The organism is Allobacillus salarius (assembly GCF_007559425.1).
Classification (GTDB): domain Bacteria; phylum Bacillota; class Bacilli; order Bacillales; family Alkalibacillaceae; genus Allobacillus; species Allobacillus salarius.
This window is the reverse complement of the sequence record NZ_VMHE01000002.1, coordinates 13948-34331: the sequence shown is the minus strand read 5'-3', so window position 1 is coordinate 34331 and position 20384 is coordinate 13948. Positions and strand designations below refer to the sequence as shown.

Here is a 20384-nt window from a genome sequence, read left to right as displayed (position 1 = left end):
ACTTTATCAGTGCATCTTCTTTCTTATTTTGGTCTTTTTTGACGAATATTTTGAGGAGAGGAAATGGATGTAGGTCGACTAAATCAACAATAAAAAAGCCTGATTTAACGAGTAGCAGTTAAATCAGGCTTTTGATTGTTTTTCGTTATCCATTTAGTCGCGATTTCGATTCCGTAAAAACGTCGGAATATCTAACGTATCTTCTTCATAAGAAGGTTGTTGTGCAGTTGTACGCTCAGGCTTACGCTGGGATTGAGGCGCTGATGAAGGAGTTGGACCTGCAGCTGGGCGCTGTGTATGTGGTCTCTGCTCATTTGATTGAGCACTTTCATCAAATCCTGTCGCAATGACTGTTACAACAATTTCGTCTTTTAAATTTTCGTTGATTACTGAGCCGAAAATGACGTTTACCTCTTGATCTGCTGCAGAGGTAACAATTTCAGCAGCTTCTTGTACTTCAAACAGGCTTAAATTGGTTCCGCCTGAGATGTTCATTAAGATACCATGTGCACCATCGATTGATGTTTCCAATAATGGAGATGAGATAGCTTTCTTTGCAGCTTCTCCAGCTCGGCTTTCACCTGTTGCTACACCGATTCCCATTAATGCTGAACCTTTGTCTTGCATAATCGTTTTCACGTCTGCAAAGTCCACATTAATTAATCCCGGAACAGCAATTAAATCAGAGATGCCTTGAACACCTTGTCGAAGAACATTGTCGGCTTCACGGAATGCCTCAAGCATCGGCGTATTTTTATCTACAAGTTCAAGTAGTCGATCATTTGGAATAACGATTAACGTATCGACGTTTTCTTTTAATGAATCTACTCCACTACCTGCTTGGACAGATCGTTTACGGCCTTCGAATAAAAATGGTCGTGTAACAACACCAACCGTCAAAGCACCTAGCTCTTTTGAAATTTGTGCAATGACAGCAGCTGCACCAGTACCTGTTCCGCCCCCCATTCCAGCGGTAACAAATACCATATCAGCACCTTGAAGAACTTCTTCAATCGCTTCCTTACTTTCTTCAGCTGCCTTTTTCCCTACTTCTGGATTGGCGCCCGCTCCTAAACCGCGAGTTAATTTTTCACCAATCTGTAGTTTTGTTTCAGCTTTTGATAAGTTTAATGCCTGTGCATCTGTGTTAACGGCGATAAATTCTACACCTTGTACACCATTTTCAATCATACGATTAACAGCATTACTTCCACCGCCACCGACACCGATGACTTTTATTTTTGCTAATTGATCATTGTTTGACTCAAAATCCAACATATTCGTTCCTCCCATTCATTATCCCTTTTTCCGTTTTCTATGTTGAAGGAGACGCTTCATTTTTAATCAAAGAAATAATTTTGTAATTTTTTAAGAATCGGTTCCTTATCTTCTTTCTTTGGCTTAGCCTTCTGTTCTCTACGAGGCTTTTCTCGATTTTCCATTGATGGAACCGGTTCAGCCTGATTTAATTTTCCAATACCTTCTTGAAAAACTTTACCTTGTATTTTCGCATTTTGATGTGCGAATTGCAAGGTTCCCAGTCCTACAGTGAATTGAGGTTCACGAACACCTATGTAAGTTGGAAACGATGTTCTGACATTCGTTCGGAAAATATCTCTAGCAAGTTCCGTTACACCAGGCATATTTACAACGCCACCTGTCATCACATACCCACCAGGTAATTCGAGCAAACCCATTCGTCGTATTTCTTTTCTGACGAAATCAAAGATTTCAGCTAAGCGAGCTTCAATAATTTCTGAAATTAATACTTGATCAAACTCTTTTTTCTCATTGCTTCCGATTGTAGTGACTGAGAACGTGACATCTTTTTGTGCTTCAGGTACATACGCATGTCCATAATCTTTTTTCACGTTTTCAGCTTCTTCAATTGTTGTTTTCAAGCCGATAGATAAGTCTTTGGTTATATTATCCCCGCCTAGAGGAACAACCAATGTATCAATCATTTGGCCTTCCACAAATACGGAAACAGTAGTGCTTCCAGCGCCGATGTTGACTAAAGCTACTCCGAGGTTTTTCTCATCCTTTGAGAGTGCGACTTCTCCTGCTGCCAAAGGCTGTAAGCAAATATCTTCTACTTCCAACCCTGCCCGCTCTACACATTTTAGAATGTTATGTAGATTCGTCTTTCCACAAGTAACTAATAACCCGTGCATTTCTAAACGAACACCAATCATTCCGCGTGGATCGTTAATCTCATCCTGGCCATCTACAACAAACTGTTGTGGATATACATCGACAATCTCTCTTTCTGGAGGAATAGAGATTACCTGTGATGCATCAATGACTCTCCGAATATCTTCATCGCCAATTTCTCTTGTTTCACTAGATACAGCGACAACGCCATGGCAGCTTTGCAAATGAACATGGCTACCATTAATTGACACAATTACATTTTTTATTTCCATATCAATCATTCGTTCAGCTTGCTCAATGGCGTTTTGAATGGAGTGAACAGTTTGGTCAATATCGACAATTGCTCCCTTTTTCATTCCGTTGGACTCAGCTGTTCCTACACCAATGACATTTAAACCATCGTTTGTTACTTCACCGATGATTACTTTTACTTTTGATGTACCAATATCTAAACTAACTAATACATTACTGCGATTCATGCCTGCACCTCCACGTAAGGCTCACCTGTCATTATTCAAATTTGTTTCGTGTAACAAATACAATTTAATTACTTCTTCCATACTAATTCGATTAATTCTTTAAAATCCCTGCATATTCAACAAAATTCTACATTTATAAAGCTGTTCATTTATTGCTCAGATTCAACTTGATCTTCTTGAGTGCTCGCTTCTTCCTCACTTGAATAAGGTTGGAAGTAAGCACCGACGTCAATATGAATGACACCTTCTTGATTTGGTTGAATTTGAGAAGCTATAGATGGGTATAGCTTAATCTTTGATGAGAAGTCTCGAATTGAAGCAATGACTTCATGACCATCTGCTGTATATATCAGAATTTTATAATCGTTGATTTCATTAGGGATCCAGTAAATTTCTGATAATAATTGATTAATAGATTCAGGTAATTTCTCAAGCTGTTCTGTTAATAATCTTAACATCTCAGGACTATTGAAGTCATGTAATAACGGAGCATCTCCTAAAGGTTGGTCCAATTGCTGGTCTTTTAGCATTGTTCCGTCTTCTAGGATTGGATAATAATGATCACCTTCACGAATATAGGCAACACGTGCCAACTCACTTATTGTAATCTCATAACCGTTATACCATTTTCGATCAATTTCTACACTGCTAATTTCTGGATGTTGTAAAATAAGATCTTTAGCTGCATCCAATTCGACTCCCCAATAGTTCTCGTCCATTGAGATTTTACTCAAATCGATAACTTCGGATTCTTCGACTCGATGATTGCCTTTCACATCGATGTTTTTCACATAACTTAATGGGGATTGAATATAAACAATCACTAAAACCAATATCAATATTATAGTTAAATACATGACAAAACGTCGATTTGCTTTTCGCTTTCTCGCTTTCTTGAGTTGCGGTATTCGATCTTCAATTGAAATAATTTTTTTATCAGCCATGAAATGTTTCTCCTAAACAATACATTTCAAATATATTATTCTTTCATTATAGCATAGTTTGATTGACTTAAAATATGGTTTTTTGCCCAATTTTTATCCAAACTTTGATAGATAAGATTACTGTTTTATAACAATTTACTTTGGTAAGGGCCGTTGTTGATATTGTGATCCGCTATCGGTGGACGCTTTTACCCACAGGGCATAAGGCGACATCTGCTATAAATCGCAGTGTCTTCTATACCGCGGGCACGGCTCGAGTCTCCTCGGCCTAAGACCACGGCCTGCGGGGTCTCGAGACTCGTGCTATTCCGACGCCTAGGACGGCTAGTGTCAACGTTGGCCACAGGACGTGGCCGTTTTTAGTTGACCCGCAGGAGTCGCCACCTTCGCTTCTCACAATTCAACAACCTAATCTACATCGTTAGAAAATCAACATTTCTATCAAAACCTAACACTTAACAATCTGTGGCCTAGTGAAACTGAAAATTGGAATAAAAAACGCTCATTCTCCTAAAAATCTTCATGGAGAATGAGCGTTTAAACAAAATGGAAAGGTCAACGAACGGGGAATTTAGCATGTTTACTAATGTTTAATAATATGCCTAATGCAAATAATGTAATGGTTAATGAGGAACCTCCATAGCTCAATAAAGGTAGAGTGATTCCCGTAACTGGAATTAACCCAATGACAACACTGATATTGATCATCACCTGAATCGCAATCATTGTTGTCACACCGAAAGCTAATAACGAACCGGAAATGTCTTCTGTATGTAGAGAGATGAGCACCCCACGCCATATAATGACAAAGAACAGAAAGAGGATGAAGGTTGACCCAATTAGGCCTAACTCTTCAGCAATGATTGCAAAAATAAAATCATTTTGAGGCTCCGGCAAATAAAAGTATTTCTGCATGGAGTTACCGAATCCTAGACCCATTAACCCTCCTGGGCCGACGGCATATAAAGACTGAATGATTTGAAAACCATCACCTAAAGGATCTTCCCATGGGTTCAAAAAAGCATTAATTCGACTAATTCGATATGGTGCAGAAGCAATCAATGCAATAAAACCCGCAATGCCTACGCCACCTAGAATTACAAAGTGCTTAATTTTAGCTCCGGAAATAAAAATCATAAAGATTCCAGTACAGATGAAAACAAGTCCTGTTCCTAAATCAGGTTGTAACATCATTAAGCCAAAAGGAATCACAATGAATAACAAAATTGGTAGAAAACCCTTCGCAAAATGCTTTAACCCTTTTTGGACTTTTGGAAGTAAAGATGCATATAAAATAATCAAACCAATTTTCATAAATTCACTCGGTTGAATACTGAACGCACCGACCCCTATCCAGCTTTGCGCACCACCACGAACAAGTCCAACTCCGGGAATCAATACAACCATTAATAAAAATAAGCATAGTAGATAAATCCACAAAGAAAAACGTAACCAATGATGATAAGAGATTCGCATCGTAATCCAAATCGCGACTAACCCAAAGACAATAAATAAAGTCTGTCTTTTTAAATAAAAAAACTGATCATTAAATTGATAACCTGCCCAAACGGATGATGAACTGTAAACCATCACAGCTCCTAAAAACAGAAGGATTAGAATAGCCGTCATTAAAACGAGATCAATTGATTGTTCTGTACGATTTTTAACCAAAAAAACATCCCCTTACTTCGTCATTCGGAAGTCAGGGGCTAAATGAGTCCGGTAAGAAACAGAAGACAAACACTACCTTGTCCTAAGCCCCTACTTTAGTTTATGCACAGTTTCGATGAACATGTCACCGCGTGCTTCAAAGGATGGGAATTGGTCCCAACTAGCACAGGCTGGGGAGAGTAGAATGATGTCACCTGGTTTACTCAATTCATATGCTTTTTTCGTCGCTTCCACTAAGCTATCTGTAATCGTTATCTGTTTAAATCCTTTTCGCTTTCCTGCCTCATACAATTTATCTTTCGATTCACCATACACTATACAGTTTGTCACATTATTGAAAGAATCGAACAGCTCATCGAATTCATTGCCTCGATCTAATCCACCTGCAATCAATACAATCGGCCGCTCAAATGAACGGACAGCTTTTGATGTCGCTTGGATGTTCGTTGCTTTTGAATCATTATAAAAAAGCCGTTCATTCAACCGTTCGAGGAATTGCAAACGATGCTTAACACCTATAAATGTTCGTAGCTTTTCGATAATTATTTCATCCGATATGTGAAATGATTTGGCAATGACAATACTTGCTAAGACGTTTTCAAGATTATGGTTCCCTGGCAGAGCGACTTCGTTCTTGCTCATTAATTTGTTCCCACGAAATTGGATTTGGTCGTCTTTGGTCAGTGTAATTTCGCTATCGGAATCATTGCTTACGGAAAAATATACACGTTTTCCGTTACCAGGGATTTGTTGTGAAGAAGTTAATGAATCAAGTTGATTTAAAATGGCTACATCCTCGTTCGTTTGGTTTTGAAAAATCTTTAACTTGGAGTTAATATAATCTTCCATCGAATGATGATAATCTAAGTGAGCTTCAGTTAAATTCAGTAAAATGGCATAATCAGGCTTGAATGTTTTTGTCCCTTTTAATTGAAATGAAGATAATTCCATTACAACTGGCTGATCTTTTTTCTGCTCCCGCAAAACCTCTGATGCCACATTACCGATGTTACCGGCGATGAGTGGGTTAAATCCTCCAGCTTGCAATAGCTCAAATATTAACGTAGTCGTTGTTGTTTTACCGTTTGATCCAGTAATCGCAATCAACGGACCTTCCACCAATGGATACGATAACTCGACTTCCGTAATGACAGGAAGATCTCTGTTTAATGCTTCTTGGATAATTGGATTATCGTATGGAATTCCAGGATTTTTCACCACTAGGTCAATGTCATTCAGAACGGTTAATGGGTGTTTGCCAGTAATGACATCACAACCCATTTCAGTAAACCGTTTTGCCGTTTCATTTTCTTCTAACGGAAGACGATCATTAATTCTAAAGTCAATGCCAGAATCATATAATAACTGTGCAGCTGCTTCTCCGCTTTTGGCCAAGCCTAAAACTAATACTTTGTTATATGGGAAGTTCGTCAACGTTTTCATTAAATCCCCACCTCAATAAGTATACCTAGTGCTGCACATAAAATACCGACAAGCCAAAAACTTGTAACGACCTTCCATTCAGACCACCCGATCAATTCATAGTGGTGATGTAATGGACTCATTTTAAATACACGTTTACCAGTTGTCTTAAAAGAAATCACCTGAATGATGACAGATAGTGTCTCAATAATAAAAACGCCACCAATCAATACAAGTAAAATTTCTAGTTTCATTAAGATAGCTACCATAGCTAATGAGGCACCAAATGCCAGTGAGCCAGTGTCACCCATGAAAACCTTTGCCGGATGACTGTTAAAAACTAAGAAACCTAACAAAGCACCCACAACTGCAAGAGTGAAAATAATCAAATCAGGTGGTAGTTGATGATACCAACCGATAATAGCAAACGCCGCGAATGCTACTGATGCAGTTCCTGCAACGAGGCCATCTAATCCATCTGTCAAGTTGACGGCATTGGAAGCTCCTACGAGCATCAATAATAAAAACACAGCATAAAACCAACCGAAATCAACTGATAAATCGGTACCAGGTAAAGCTACCTCGGTATTATAGCCTTGCCGGTCAAGAATGAAAAATACAATAATAGCAATTATTATTTGGCCAAGCATTTTTTGTTTTGATGTAAGACCTAAGTTTCTTTTAAATTTAATTTTAATAAAGTCATCCAAAAAACCGATTAATCCATATCCTAATAGGACAAAAAGTAAAATAAATGTGGAACTAGAAAATTCACTCAATCCATCTTTCGCAATCATGATTAACGTTGTTAGGACAATAGAAACGATAATCATGACTCCTCCCATCGTCGGTGTTCCTGATTTTGCTTGGTGAGATTTTGGCCCTTCTTCACGAATACTTTGGCCAAATTTTAACCGACGCAAAAAAGGGATGATAATTGGTGATAGCAAAACCGTAATTAAAAATGATATCGCGATTGTTAAAATTATTGTTAGTACACTCACAGTATTTTTCCCCTTCTATTGACGCGTTTTCTTAATAAATTGCTTCAATTATTTCCTCTAGCTTCATGGATCTCGAGCCTTTAAACAAAACGACAGTGTTTTCATCAAGGAGTGAAGCTATTTCTTCGATCAATTCTTGTTTGGACGTAAAATGTTTTTGTTTTCCTGAAAAAGTAGCGGGTAATCCGTCCAAAATAAACCGACTACTCGTCCCAAAGGTGAAAATAGCATCAAATTGTTCATCCAATGATTGTCCGACCTTCTTGTGCGCTTCTTCCGCAAAGTCACCGAGCTCCAAAATATCCGCAAGTACAGCTACTTTTCGTTGATAATCCATCTTTTTAACAACATCCAAAGAAGCAATCATCGAAGTGGCTGAAGCATTATACGCATCATTAATTAATAATGCGCCCTCTTTTGTTTCTATTTTTTCAAATCGCATTCCTGGAATAATGACGGTCTCTAATTGCTCAGCTGCTTGGTTGATGTTTACATTCATTAATTCGGAAACAGCAATTGCAAAAGCTGCGTTCAATGCTTGGTGTTTCCCCAAGAGCGGTAACGTAAACGTTGTCCCGTTAATGGTAACATCAGATTGTTCCTGACCTTGAACATATGCTTCGACACGATAATCATTTTTTGAATTAAATCCGCAATAAATCTTATTCGGATAACTATCACTCGTTAACAATGGCTCATCACCATCAATGATTAACTGACCTTGTTTTTGTAAGCCAGCCGTAATTTCTAACTTGGCTTTTGCAATACCTTCACGACTTCCTAAAAATTCGATATGTGATTCACCTATATTTGTAATGACGGCATGATTAGGTCGTCCAATTAAAGATAATAGCTCGATTTCACCAAATGCGCTCATTCCCATTTCTGCGACTAATACCTCGACATCTCGCTCCATCCGTAAAATTGTTAAAGGAAGACCAATGTGATTGTTCAGATTACCTTCTGTTTTTGCGGTTTTATACTTCACGCTTAAGCAAGAGGCAATTAGCTCTTTCGTTGTTGTTTTTCCATTTGAACCCGTCACACCGATTACAGTTGGGTTGAGTTCTTGACGATATACTTTCGCTAACTCTTGCAAAGCTTTCAACGTATCGTCTACATAAATTAAGGGAAAATCTTCTGGAATATCATCCGGCTTCTCTGTGCGCGACCATAACGCTGCTACAGCACCTTGCTCAATTGCGCCAGAAATAAAGTCATGCGCATCAAAGCGATCTCCGACAATCGGAATAAAAAGTCCACCCTCTACCGATTGACGGCTGTCCGTATAAATATGATGAATCGATAAATTCCTCTGTTGCTCTGTTAACTGTTGTTCAAATATATCTGCGACGAAATTTAACGTAAATTTTTCCATACTAGGACTCCTCGTACTTTTCTTCAATCATTGCTTTTGCGATTTCACGGTCATCAAAATAATTTCTTACTCCATTGATTTCTTGATACGTCTCGTGTCCTTTACCGGCGATCAAGACAATATCACCATCCACTGCTCGGTCAATCGCATATTGTATAGCTGTTTTTCTATCTTCAATTACAGAAAAAGATTCCTCAGAAAGATGGTCTGTCATATCATCTAAAATAGCTTGTGGATCCTCCGTTCTTGGGTTATCCGATGTGAAGATAACATGATCACTATATTTCATTGCTGCGTCTGCCATCTTAGGCCGTTTTGTTCGATCTCGATCGCCACCACTGCCAACAACTGTATAAACTTGATTTGTTTTTATTTCAGAAATGGATTGCAGTACATTCTCCAATGAATCGGGTGTATGAGCGTAATCGACAATTACAGATACTGGGTAATCATTAGAAACCGATTCAAAACGTCCTGGTACTCCTTTTGTTTGCTGTAAAGCTTTTTTGATTGTTTCGATTGGAACATTATACGTATAGGCTACCGCAATAGCTGCCAACATATTATAAACATTAAATTTTCCTGAAAGCTTTGTCTCTATTTTTGTTGTAAATGCTGGTGAACTGACAGAAAAAGAGCTGAAGTCTGCACCTAGCTGCAAATCAGTTCCTCTGATGAACGCTTTTTCACTCAAACCATATGTCACAATCGGTTGAGCACACGCACGCTCCATAACGCCTGCGTATTGATCATCGATATTAATTACGGCTGTTTTCCCATCGTCAAATCGATTGCCTAACTGAGAAAATAATAGTGACTTAGCATGTGCATAATCATTCATATCCGTATGGTAATCCAAATGGTCTTGTGTAAGGTTCGTATACGTAGCCGTATTAATATCCACTCCATGAACTCGCCCCATGCTCAGTGCATGCGAAGAAACTTCCATGATGACTGTCTCAACGTTTTCATCGACCATCTTACGGAAGTTTTTATGTAAGAACAAAGCGTCAGGTGTTGTATTTTTAACCGGGTAACGCTGATCTCCAATTTTCATGTCAATAGTACCTATTACTGCCGTTTTGTGACCATAAAAAGTAAAAATATCATCTAGTAAATACGTCAAAGTAGTTTTACCATTCGTACCTGTCACGCCAATCACATTCAGCTGACTGCTTGGATGACCATAAAAATAATCAGCAAGCTGAGCCATTGCTTTCGATGTATCAGGTACTTGAATGACAGGGACACTCGTTTCGACTTGTTTTTCAGCAATAATTGCTATTGCTCCATTCCGAGTTGCCTGCTCAGTATAGTCATGTCCATCCACAGTAAAACCATCTATACAAATAAAAAGTGAATGATCACTCACTTTACGAGAATCCATCTCAATCGAATGAACCACTTGATCGGATACCTCTCCCTTGATCTCTTTAATTTTCAATTGATCGATTAATTCCTTTAATTTCATATATATATCTCCTGCCTTACAACTCGTATCTTTGTAATGGTTATTATAGCAAACTTTAATGGATAAAACGATGATAACTGTGTGTTTTCAAATTCCTTTTTCTTATCTTATATGCTTCATATGATGAGTGATCGACACGAAGTAAACGCTCCGTGTCGATTAGTTGTTATTTTTAAATAAAAAAGGTGTTAATCACCCATAAAAACTCTAATGGTTGAACCAGGTTTTACTTTTGTTCCGCTTTCAGGTGATTGTGATATTACTTCTTTTCCATCACCTTGCACATCAATAGTCAAGGTTGATAGATATTGTTGTAAGTCGCTCGTCGTTTCCCCAATAAGATTCGGTACTTCTACCGGTGGAGATTCAGGCCACTGATAATCCTTCTCCAACCCTTTTTGTTTCTTTGTGTTTTTGTGACTTAATACATCATCTATGATTCTTCCAGCAATTGGGCTGGCAACAACACCACCAAATTGAACGGTATCCTTTGGGTTATCTACTGCAACATACACTAATACTTCCGGCTTGTTAGCAGGTGCAAATCCGATAAATGAAACGATGTGGTTATTCTCTAGATATTTTCCATCTTTGCCGACTTTCTGTGCTGTACCTGTTTTACCGCCAACTCGATAACCATCTACATAAGCTCCTCGTCCTGTTCCGTTGCTGACGACATGCTCGAGAGCACGTCTTACCTCTTTCGACGTTTCATTCGAAATGACTTGCTTTTTTAATTCAGGTTCGCGCTCCATAATCGGTTCATTCGTTTTAGGATCATATAACCCTTTTACGACATACGGTTCATATAGATATCCACCATTAATGGCCGCCGCAACTGCGGTAACTTGCTGGATCGGCGTCACGGATACTCCTTGACCAAATGCAGTAGTCGCTAATTCCACTGGTCCAACTTGATCTTCTTTAAATAGAATACCCGAGCTTTCCCCTTCCAAATCAATTCCCGTCTTACTTCCGAAGCCATACTCTTTAATATACGTAAATAACCGTTCTTTTCCAACCATCTGTCCTAAGTTAACAAATCCTGGGTTACAGGAGTTTTGTGCAACTTCCAAGTATGATTGATCTCCATGCCCGCCTTTATGCCAACATCTTAAACGAGCTCCATCAACTTTGACATAACCTTGATCGTAATACGTATCTTTATCTAAATCGACAAGACCTTCTTCAAGAGCAGCAGATAAAGTAATAATCTTAAAAGTAGAACCTGGTTCAAATGTGCTAAACACAGGTAAATTTTGGTTATATACTTCTGGACTGACTGATTGATATTCGTTCGGATGATAGGTAGGTCTCGTTGCCATTGAAAGAATCTCTCCATTTTGTGGATTCATGACAATAGCTAAAGCGCTATCTGGATTATACTTTGCCACAGCTTGATCTAATTCACGTTCGACGATTGCTTGTATTTCGGCATCAATCGTCAAAGTTAAATTCTTACCATCGATTGGTTCCGTATAGCGGTTCGAACGATCATTCATTCGTCCACCTTTTGCATCAGAAAAAAATGAGAGTGCACCATTTTTACCGCTTAATTGATCGTCATAGCTGGCTTCAAGTCCTGCCAATCCTTGATTATCGATTCCAGTAAACCCGAGCACATGTGAGAGTTGTGTACCATACGGATAGTAACGAGTCGAATCTTCAGCTAAGTAGATTCCAGGTAGATTTAAATTACGAATCTCATTCGTTTGCTGTTTTGTCAGCTTTCTTCCTTCTGGATGAATCATTTCAACAGATACCTTGTTCGTTAAATGTTTCATTAATTTTTCACGTTCAATGGAGATAATATCCATCAACTGGTCTGCCACTTTCTCCGGATTTTCAATTTGTTTCGGAACGACTGCTAGACTTGGTGCAACAGTGTTCCCTACTAAAACCTCACCATTTCGGTCGACAATCTCTCCACGTTCAGCTTGAAATGGTATATCTCTTGTCCATAAATCTTCAGCACTTTCCATAATTTCGTCACCCGATACGAGTTGAACGAAAGAGAGTCTCCCTAGCATGATTAAAAAATAAACGGCCAATAAAAAAAAGACAATGATCAATCGCCTTCTCACGGTCAACATCGATACATGCTTCATTCTTGAATCCTCCTGAAGTTAGCGTAGTACCTAATTTATGAGAAAGCTTGTCTGTTTAGACCATTGTCTTTTTTTATATAAATTTTATCTAAATTCATTATTCGTCTTCGTTTGCGTCTTGATCAGATGAATCGTCGGCTGCCGATTCACTTTGTTGATTTTCGAATTGTTGTTCTTTGCTCTGTAATTCTATAACCAATTGATCATCTTCATTCAGTTTTGTTCCAGGTTTGATACTCTGTTCGACAACAAATCCACTGCCATCAAACTCAAGTTCCAAATCAAGCAATTCACTAAGATGAAGCACATCTCGTAAAGGCCATCCTAATAGATTTGGCATTTTAGCTTCGCCTTCCGTTAGAACGAGCAAGCGATTACTTGGAAATAAACGATCTCCCTCAATCGGTCTCGAATCTGCAGCTTTTTCGCCCGTACCTAATGAAACGACTTCAATACCTTTTTCTTCATATGTTTCTTCCAGGTCGTCTATGGATGATCCGATGATGTTATCAAGTACAATTGGTTCCATTTGATCAGAGTTTTCTTGGTCTGGCTGTACATTCAAATAATTTAAACTGTTTTCCATAACGGTTTTGTAAATATAAGATGTTGTGCGCGAACCCTCATAGGAATAATCAATATTCGGTTGTTTCACTGCTACAAACATCAATAATTCTGGATCATCTTTTGGCGCCATCCCCATAAATGAAAACAAGTAATTGGAAGGTCCTGTTAGCCATCCACCTGTTTCAGGGTCAGGCAGTTGAGAGGTTCCGGTCTTTCCTAAAGATGAATAGCTATCTAATTTAAAATTCTTTCCGGTGCCATGTTCTCCGGTAATGACAGTCTCGAATAAATCTCGTAATTGTTTTGATGTTTCGGCACTAATTGGTTCTCCAACGATTTCCGGTTCCTTTTCGTAGAGTATTTCCTCAGATTCTGAGTCAACAACACTTGAAATGACATACGGCTTCACCATTTTACCGTCATTTGCTATTGCCGTTGCGGCTTTCATAATTTGCATCGGAGTAAACGTAGATCCTTGACCGTATGACATAGTCACCTTTTCCATCGGATACTGATAAACCATTTTCCCAAGACGCTCCCCAGAAAGGTCAATCCCTGACATTCGATCTAAATGGAACGCTTCGATATATTCCATGAACGTATCTGGTTTAATTTTTTCCCATAATAATTTGGCCACTGCGACGTTGGATGAACGTTGAATTCCTTCGTCATAGGTAATTTCACCCCAACCGACATTATTATGGTCACGGATATATCGGTAATTCTCATTAATACGATATTTCCCAGACTCATAAGTCTCACTACCGTTATAAACGCCTTCTTCCATCGCTGCGGCTACCGTGAACATTTTCATTGTCGAACCAGGTTCAATTGGATAGGATATAACATCGTTATACCAATTCGTAATATTTTCTGGGTGGTTCGGATTAAATGTCGGCCTGTTACTCATAGCCAACATCTCTCCCGTTTTAGGATCCATAACAGCTGCTACCATACGCTCTGGTTGGTATTCTTTTTCAATTGTCGTCATCGCATCTTCTAAAAATGTTTGGATTTTTTGATCAATCGTTAAGTAAACGTGATCCCCATTTTTAGGTGGTTTGACGACTTCATCCGCATTCAATAGTTTATATCCGTATTTGTCACGATTATAGCTTACTGAACCAGATTCACCTTGCAAATATTCATCCCATTCTAACTCAACGCCGAATTCCGCGACAGGTTCACCTTTTTCAGCTCGTGTATATCCTAGTATATGTGAGGCAAAAGCTCCGTTTGGATAATATCGTTGCATTTGCTGTTCAAAATTGATACCAGGTAAACCGAGTTCTTCGATGTCCTCCATTTCAGCTTCGGACAAATTATTTGCCTGCATACCAAATTCCACTTGAAATCGATCATTTTCAATTCCATTTGTAATGATCTGTTCAATTTCATTTGGTTCTTTCTGTAGAAACGGAGCTAACTTCTCCGCAGTCTTCGAAGGATTTTTAACATGCAAAGGTGTTGGCGAATTTTCAGAATAAGATTCGTCAATAATTGCATAAAGTTTATAGGTCGGTCGATTATCGGCTAAAACCATACCTGTTCGGTCCATGATTTTACCACGTTCATAACTCAATTCTTTGCCGACCTGTCTATACTTATTCGAATAATCAATTAAATCGACCGATTGCACTTCTCCTCCTACTTGGATGTACACAAATCGGCCGATTATGATTAAAAATCCTAATGTAAATATGCCAACCAAAAAGATCAGCATGATGTTTTTTTGTTTCATTCTCACCGAAAATCCCTTCCCTTAAGGGGTATTATTGGCTTGTTTTACGTTGCTGTTTTTAATATCAAGTCCATGTTTTTCTGCGATGGTCAAGATTCTTGTTGGATTACTCAGTTCTTGAACTTCTGCACGAAGGGAAACATTTTGGGATTGTATCGTTTCAATATTACTGTCCAATTGCTGAATATCACGGTTCAATGAATTGACTGATGTAGAAAACATAACCATGTAAATAGCGAAACAAGTAATTACCAATATTCCTAAAGTATACAAAAACTTTTCACCTTTTGTAAATAACGTTTTTTTGGCTTGTTCAGCATGATGTTCCGTTTGACGGGATGTTTGGTCCTTCCGATGTGGAAATGTTTGATATTGTCTCAGTCTTTCAGCACTCATTTTTTACTTCCCCTTTCCGTTCAGTGCGTATTTTTCGTCCCATTCCGTGACTTTCTCACAAATCCTTAATTTTGCCGATCTTGAACGACGATTTTCATCCAATTCATTTTCATTCGGTACAATCGGCTTCTTATTGATAAGCTTAAATGGCGGTTGGATCTCTTCAGGCAATAAAGGTATTTCTTTTGGAACATCTTCGGGTGTACTCCATTTTTTCATTGCTTGCTTACAAATTTTATCTTCCAATGAGTGAAATGTGATGACAGCAATCCTACCGCCAATAGCCACTTTTCTAGCCGCTTGGTGTAACGCATCTTCGAACACATTCAATTCATCATTTACGGCAATTCGAATTGCTTGGAAGATTCGTTTAGCTGGATGTCCACCTTTCCTTCTTGCCGGTGCCGGTATTGCTTCCTTAATAATCTCCACTAACTCTAGTGTTGTCTCAATCGGCTTTTCTTCTCTTTTACGCTCAATGTTCCGCGCAATTTGTTTAGAAAATTTTTCTTCTCCATATCTGAAAAAAGATTTAACGAGCTGTTCATAAGTCCAATGATTGACTACTTCATACGCGCTCAATTTCTGAGACTGATTCATCCGCATGTCCAGTGGTGCATCATTGTGGTAACTAAATCCTCTTTCAATTTGGTCCAACTGTGGTGAAGAAACGCCTAGATCAAAGACAATCCCTTCAACTTCATTAATGTTCAACTCATCCAACGCTTCTTCAAGCTGAGAAAAGTTTCGATGGATGAAAGTAACTTGATTCTCGTATTCAGATAATAATGCTTTCGCATGTGTAATAGCTGTTTCATCCTGATCAAAAGCGATCAGATGGCCTTTGTCTGTCAATTGTTCAATAATTTTCTTTGAATGACCTGCGCCTCCAAGAGTGCAGTCCACATAGGTGCCATTCGGCTGGATAGACAAACCCTCAATCGTTTCTTTGTTTAATACACTGAAGTGTTCAAACATCTCTTCACCCTCCAACATTAAATGTCGAAATCCATCATATTTTCTGCGATTTCAGCAAAAGATTCTTCCGATTCTTCTACATAGTCTGTCCAAGCATCGCGCGCCCATAATTCGATTCGGTTCGATACGCCAATCACAATACATTCCTTATCCAAATTGGCATATTTTCGGAGGGGTGATGGAACATTGATTCTGCCTTGCTTATCAATTTCACACTCAACAGCACCAGAAAAGAAGAAACGCGTAAATGCTCTTGCATCTTTCTTTGTAACTGGTAACTTCTTCAGTTTCTCTTCGAGGATTTTCCATTCATCCATGGGGTAGGCGAACAAACAATGATCTATTCCACGAGTGAGCACAAAGGAGTGACCTAACCCATCTCTAAATTTAGATGGAATAATAATTCTACCTTTTGTATCAATATTATGTTGAAACTCACCCATAAACATAGACTTCGCCCCACCTTTTTTTATAGTCTACCACAATCCTCCACTTTGAACCACTTTTTTAATAAAAAATTATATATTTAATAAAAAAACATGCCCAGTCAAAAGACTGAGCATGCTTAAAACCTTGTTATATAAAGTATTTTAATGATTTTATTGAAAAGTGGGGCGTGGTGGTTAGTGAGTGGTTACAAATTCACGATTAGGTGGTCCACTTCCCATTTTGGTGGGATTGTTGTCAATCTCGATGGTAAGTCCCACCCATATTGATTCATCCAATAAATTAAATTCCACTTCCGCTCTTGTAAGCCACCATCAGGATGATAATACGTATCTAACGTGTCATATCTCTTTATCCGTAGCTGATGATTACTTTCAACAGTTCGCATAAATCGTTTCTCTACATATGCCAACTCTTTTTGTATTTTCTCCAAGTTTTTCTTCGAGAGTCCTTCCATATCAGAGCTGATTGATTCTGCGATCTCTTGAATCGGTTGATGAACTGTCTCAATATGTTTCTGTACTTCTTGAAATGTTTCTTCAATCGGCAATTTCGTCTGTCGGTTCAACCAGTTCATTTTTTGTGTGTACACACCTGATTGAATCAATGATTCGATGGATAGATCCATTCCATCTATCCATGATTGATGGTTGGATTGAAGAAGCGTCATCGATAGACGAGGCATGACGATTGGCAATGTTAAGTCCAAACATCGAAAAGCATTTTTCAGTATTGACCAATATGCCAATTCACCAGGTCCTGCGTGAAAAGCCAATACAGGGAAAACGAGTTCTTGCATGAGTGGACGTGTAATAACGTTATTACTTAATAATTCAGGTTCTTTCTTTGCGATTTCTAACAGTTCTTCCGTTCGTAAAGAAACGTGTCCATCCTTCGTCTTCCATTTGTCATTTTCTCTCATGAGTAACTGTCTTTCACCATCAACATGATAAAACAGATGCCCATCATCACTTTCTGCATCAATTGAAATGGTATAACCTTTGTCTTCTTGATGCTGTAAATCTCGAACAACGGCTTTTGCGATGTTCGGTTGCTCCTCAATCATCCGCACAAAATAAGATGATTCAAGTTTTCTTAGATCAGAATCATCTGAATCAACTAACACTAACCCTTCTTCTTGAAACATTTGATGGGTGAGTGTTCCAAAGAAATCTACATACGTATCACTCTGTTCAGCAGTTTCTTTTAGTTGGTTGTATATCTTCTTTGTATGTTTGGTTTCTTGAAAAGTAGAAAATATATTTTCCAAGAAAATAGCCGCTTCTTTTTTCGGCAACTTTATTGATGAGACAGATTGCTTGGATTCTAACTCACCATCAATGGCAACCTTCTTCAACCGATTCGGATTTTTCTGAATGTATATATGGTTGATTTCTTCAAAATCATGATCTTCACCTGCAATCCAAAAGACCGGAATGACGGGTTGCTGCAAGTGTTCTTCTTGCTCTTTTGCATGAACAAGAATTGATATCATTTTATGAATGGTATATAACGGACCGGTTAAAATCCCCGCCTGTTGTCCGCCGATGACGACTGATGAATTCGGATTTTTTAACGTTTCTATATTTTTTTCAACAGCTGGACCCGCTCCCCATTTTCGATTTTGCTTTAACAAAATTTTTGCGAGTTCTTCCCGTTGATAATCACCTTGTTGAAGCTGAGAAAGTCGTTTTTTATAACTTCGTAGTTGATAAGGATCATAGTCGAATTGTGAAAAGATCGATTCCTTACGATCTCGATAATCTTGCAACAATTGTGATTGCTGTAACTGAATTGGAATTGTTTGCATCGTTTAACCCTGCCTTTATTACTTTACTCGGTCGATACCTAGCTGTTATTTTATCGAAAAACCCACTGACTTTCATTAAATCTGTTTACGGATACTGGATAATAGAGCGATAATCATAAAAATAATATATAAATCATTTAGAGAGTGAAGGAAAATTCAATAAACAAAAACGAATGAATAAAGTGAAGTAAAGGGCGGCTGTGTTCCTCCGAATCCACGTACACTCTTTTGAAAATAGCAATGATGAAATTGATTCAATCAGCTAACGTTTATGACCTATTTCTTTTGCTTTCACTAGTAAAGTGATCGCTTCATGGGTCGGAACGATGTTTGGATATTGGTTAACTAAATAACCATTTAAATAATCTATTTCCGTCCGTTTTCCTGACTCGATGTCAGCAAACATGGAAGATTTATTCCGTGCTGTTTTTTCACAAATGGCTATCGTTTTTTCCCACATTTCTTCTTTTGGTAAATTCAAAGCTTCACAAGCTTCCTCATTTAATTTCGCAGCTAACCGCTTCATATAGCTATTTTCCAAAATTTCACCGTTAAAACATTCAAATATAGCTGTTAACGGATTGATGACACAATTTATGACTAGCTTCTTAGCTTGCCTTCTTTCAATGTTTTGTTCGAAAATAACCGGGAATATCGGGCTATTTATTTGCGCCACGAATTTTTTTACCGCTATCTTCTCTTTATCATCCATGCTTCCGACGGATAAACGTCCAGCTCCTTTTTGCTGAATTTCTGTATTGCCATTCCGGGTAATGCCGTGATCGAAAACACCAATAAAAACGTTTGCTAGTATACCTTCAAGCTCGTCTTCATCGAACATTCCATTTTGAACGAATACTAGGTTGCTAGACGCTTTCAGTTTTTTAAAGTGAGGATACAATGTTTTGGTAGCTGTTTTTTTTGTCGCGATGATGTAATAATCATGCTCGATAGATAGATCGGTATATGAGTATATCGGTAAATGTACTTGTTCATCGCCTAGTTGGATACCTTTTTCTTTCAGTTCAGCAAGTTGCTCTTCCCGACGAACATAACCTGTCACATTCAACCCGTTCTTTGCCATGTGATGTGCCATAAACATCCCGACAGCTCCCATTCCAATTACGGCAATATTCATACCCATTGCTCCCTCTTTGCATGAAATAAGTAAATGAATCCTTCTATTCGATGTGAACGATTTCATTTAAATTCAATCTCCAATATACTATAATAATAAGGAGAAACAAAAGGAGGAACAAGCTTATGTCGGTAAAAGTTGAGAGATTATTGATAAACTTCCGTACGATTGAAGAATTCAAAAAGTTTAAACAGTATGGGATGCAAGAACTTTCGATGAAAGAAGATCTAGAACACGATATGATCGAAAACAATAGTGAATCTCCGTTTTATGGAATTTATTTCGGTGATTCTTTAGTCGCTCGCATGAGTTTGTATAAAGTTAAATCAAAATATGATTACTATTTTGAACCGAAACAAGATTATTTAGAACTATGGAAGTTAGAAGTGTTAGAAGGCTATCGAAGAAGAGGATTCGGTGAACAGTTAGTAGCATACGCGAAGAGCTTCAATCTACCTGTTAAAACGAACGCTAGAGTGAACTCACACGAGTTCTGGGAACGAATGGGCTTTCAAGCTGCTCACTATGATGTAGAGCGTGATTTTGGTGAAAATCCTTATATTTGGTTGCCTGAAGGCGTTTCAGAGCAAGTTGATGCTAAGTAAATGATTTCTAATAATCAGAGCAATCCGGAAACCGACGTCATTTTCCTGACCCAACAATTCGTTGGCTCACT

General features: G+C 38.3%; 16 protein-coding genes. 1 reads left to right on the top strand and 15 read right to left on the bottom strand.

The window, feature by feature from the left end:
• Positions 1 to 153 precede the first annotated feature (153 nt).
• The 15 genes from ftsZ to FPQ13_RS02030 all read right to left on the bottom strand — a co-directional run bounded on the left by ftsZ (position 154) and on the right by FPQ13_RS02030 (position 19708).
• Positions 154 to 1278 carry a cell division protein FtsZ gene (ftsZ, locus tag FPQ13_RS02100; protein ID WP_144087658.1) on the bottom strand — a complete coding sequence of 375 codons (1125 nt, stop codon included), beginning with the start codon at positions 1276 to 1278 and terminating at the stop codon, positions 154 to 156.
• Between the two features lie 62 nt (positions 1279 to 1340).
• Positions 1341 to 2633, bottom strand: coding sequence for a cell division protein FtsA (gene ftsA / locus FPQ13_RS02095; RefSeq protein ID WP_144087657.1), 1293 nt, complete (start codon positions 2631 to 2633; stop codon positions 1341 to 1343).
• Between the two features lie 149 nt (positions 2634 to 2782).
• On the bottom strand, positions 2783 to 3577 hold the full coding sequence (locus FPQ13_RS02090; RefSeq protein WP_144087656.1) for a cell division protein FtsQ/DivIB: 795 nt from the start codon (positions 3575 to 3577) through the stop codon (positions 2783 to 2785).
• A gap of 555 nt (positions 3578 to 4132) precedes the next feature.
• Positions 4133 to 5206 (bottom strand): stage V sporulation protein E, encoded by a 1074-nt coding sequence (spoVE, locus tag FPQ13_RS02085; RefSeq protein ID WP_144087861.1) that lies wholly within the window; start codon positions 5204 to 5206, stop codon positions 4133 to 4135.
• Between the two features lie 132 nt (positions 5207 to 5338).
• Positions 5339 to 6691 (bottom strand): UDP-N-acetylmuramoyl-L-alanine--D-glutamate ligase, encoded by a 1353-nt coding sequence (gene murD, locus FPQ13_RS02080; protein ID WP_144087655.1) that lies wholly within the window; start codon positions 6689 to 6691, stop codon positions 5339 to 5341.
• The gene (gene mraY, locus FPQ13_RS02075) at positions 6691 to 7674 is read right to left on the bottom strand and encodes a phospho-N-acetylmuramoyl-pentapeptide-transferase (RefSeq protein WP_144087654.1); all 984 of its coding nucleotides are present in this window, start codon (positions 7672 to 7674) and stop codon (positions 6691 to 6693) included. The genes murD and mraY overlap by 1 nt, the downstream gene beginning before the upstream one ends.
• A 31-nt stretch (positions 7675 to 7705) precedes the next feature.
• The gene (locus FPQ13_RS02070; protein WP_144087653.1) at positions 7706 to 9052 is read right to left on the bottom strand and encodes a UDP-N-acetylmuramoyl-tripeptide--D-alanyl-D-alanine ligase; all 1347 of its coding nucleotides are present in this window, start codon (positions 9050 to 9052) and stop codon (positions 7706 to 7708) included.
• Between the two features lies 1 nt (position 9053).
• A complete protein-coding gene (locus FPQ13_RS02065) occupies positions 9054 to 10523 on the bottom strand; it encodes a UDP-N-acetylmuramoyl-L-alanyl-D-glutamate--2,6-diaminopimelate ligase (RefSeq protein WP_144087652.1) in 1470 nt (489 codons plus the stop codon).
• A gap of 188 nt (positions 10524 to 10711) precedes the next feature.
• Positions 10712 to 12631 (bottom strand): stage V sporulation protein D, encoded by a 1920-nt coding sequence (locus FPQ13_RS02060; protein WP_144087651.1) that lies wholly within the window; start codon positions 12629 to 12631, stop codon positions 10712 to 10714.
• A gap of 97 nt (positions 12632 to 12728) precedes the next feature.
• Entirely contained in the window at positions 12729 to 14939 is a 2211-nt protein-coding gene (locus FPQ13_RS02055; RefSeq protein WP_144087860.1) for a penicillin-binding protein, read from the bottom strand.
• A gap of 21 nt (positions 14940 to 14960) precedes the next feature.
• Positions 14961 to 15335, bottom strand: a complete 375-nt coding sequence (ftsL, locus tag FPQ13_RS02050) for a cell division protein FtsL (protein WP_144087650.1) — start codon at positions 15333 to 15335, stop codon at positions 14961 to 14963.
• 3 nt (positions 15336 to 15338) lie between these two features.
• A complete protein-coding gene (rsmH, locus tag FPQ13_RS02045; protein WP_144087649.1) occupies positions 15339 to 16313 on the bottom strand; it encodes a 16S rRNA (cytosine(1402)-N(4))-methyltransferase RsmH in 975 nt (324 codons plus the stop codon).
• A 17-nt stretch (positions 16314 to 16330) separates the two neighbouring features.
• Complete coding sequence (gene mraZ / locus FPQ13_RS02040) at positions 16331 to 16762, bottom strand: division/cell wall cluster transcriptional repressor MraZ (protein WP_144087648.1); 432 nt, start codon at positions 16760 to 16762, stop codon at positions 16331 to 16333.
• 185 nt (positions 16763 to 16947) lie between these two features.
• Positions 16948 to 18570 carry a bacillithiol biosynthesis cysteine-adding enzyme BshC gene (gene bshC / locus FPQ13_RS02035; protein WP_144087647.1) on the bottom strand — a complete coding sequence of 541 codons (1623 nt, stop codon included), beginning with the start codon at positions 18568 to 18570 and terminating at the stop codon, positions 16948 to 16950.
• A gap of 262 nt (positions 18571 to 18832) precedes the next feature.
• Entirely contained in the window at positions 18833 to 19708 is an 876-nt protein-coding gene (locus FPQ13_RS02030) for a ketopantoate reductase family protein (RefSeq protein ID WP_186279518.1), read from the bottom strand.
• Positions 19709 to 19833: 125 nt separating this feature from the next.
• On the opposite strand from FPQ13_RS02030, the gene FPQ13_RS02025 reads away from it, so the two are divergent.
• Positions 19834 to 20313 carry an N-acetyltransferase gene (locus FPQ13_RS02025; protein ID WP_144087645.1) on the top strand — a complete coding sequence of 160 codons (480 nt, stop codon included), beginning with the start codon at positions 19834 to 19836 and terminating at the stop codon, positions 20311 to 20313.
• Positions 20314 to 20384: the final 71 nt, after the last annotated feature.

Coding starts and splice junctions, on each gene's coding strand:
- rsmH (WP_144087649.1), bottom strand. CDS start 16,313: ATGTTTGAACACTTCAGTGTATTAAACAAAGAAACGATTGAGGGTTTG.
- spoVE (WP_144087861.1), bottom strand. CDS start 5,206: ATGACGGCTATTCTAATCCTTCTGTTTTTAGGAGCTGTGATGGTTTAC.
- ftsA (WP_144087657.1), bottom strand. CDS start 2,633: ATGAATCGCAGTAATGTATTAGTTAGTTTAGATATTGGTACATCAAAA.
- murD (WP_144087655.1), bottom strand. CDS start 6,691: ATGAAAACGTTGACGAACTTCCCATATAACAAAGTATTAGTTTTAGGC.
- FPQ13_RS02090 (WP_144087656.1), bottom strand. CDS start 3,577: ATGGCTGATAAAAAAATTATTTCAATTGAAGATCGAATACCGCAACTC.
- mraZ (WP_144087648.1), bottom strand. CDS start 16,762: ATGTTTATGGGTGAGTTTCAACATAATATTGATACAAAAGGTAGAATT.
- FPQ13_RS02055 (WP_144087860.1), bottom strand. CDS start 14,939: ATGAAACAAAAAAACATCATGCTGATCTTTTTGGTTGGCATATTTACA.
- ftsZ (WP_144087658.1), bottom strand. CDS start 1,278: ATGTTGGATTTTGAGTCAAACAATGATCAATTAGCAAAAATAAAAGTC.
- FPQ13_RS02025 (WP_144087645.1), top strand. CDS start 19,834: ATGTCGGTAAAAGTTGAGAGATTATTGATAAACTTCCGTACGATTGAA.
- FPQ13_RS02070 (WP_144087653.1), bottom strand. CDS start 9,052: ATGGAAAAATTTACGTTAAATTTCGTCGCAGATATATTTGAACAACAG.
- ftsL (WP_144087650.1), bottom strand. CDS start 15,335: ATGAGTGCTGAAAGACTGAGACAATATCAAACATTTCCACATCGGAAG.
- FPQ13_RS02060 (WP_144087651.1), bottom strand. CDS start 12,631: ATGAAGCATGTATCGATGTTGACCGTGAGAAGGCGATTGATCATTGTC.
- bshC (WP_144087647.1), bottom strand. CDS start 18,570: ATGCAAACAATTCCAATTCAGTTACAGCAATCACAATTGTTGCAAGAT.
- FPQ13_RS02030 (WP_186279518.1), bottom strand. CDS start 19,708: ATGAATATTGCCGTAATTGGAATGGGAGCTGTCGGGATGTTTATGGCA.
- FPQ13_RS02065 (WP_144087652.1), bottom strand. CDS start 10,523: ATGAAATTAAAGGAATTAATCGATCAATTGAAAATTAAAGAGATCAAG.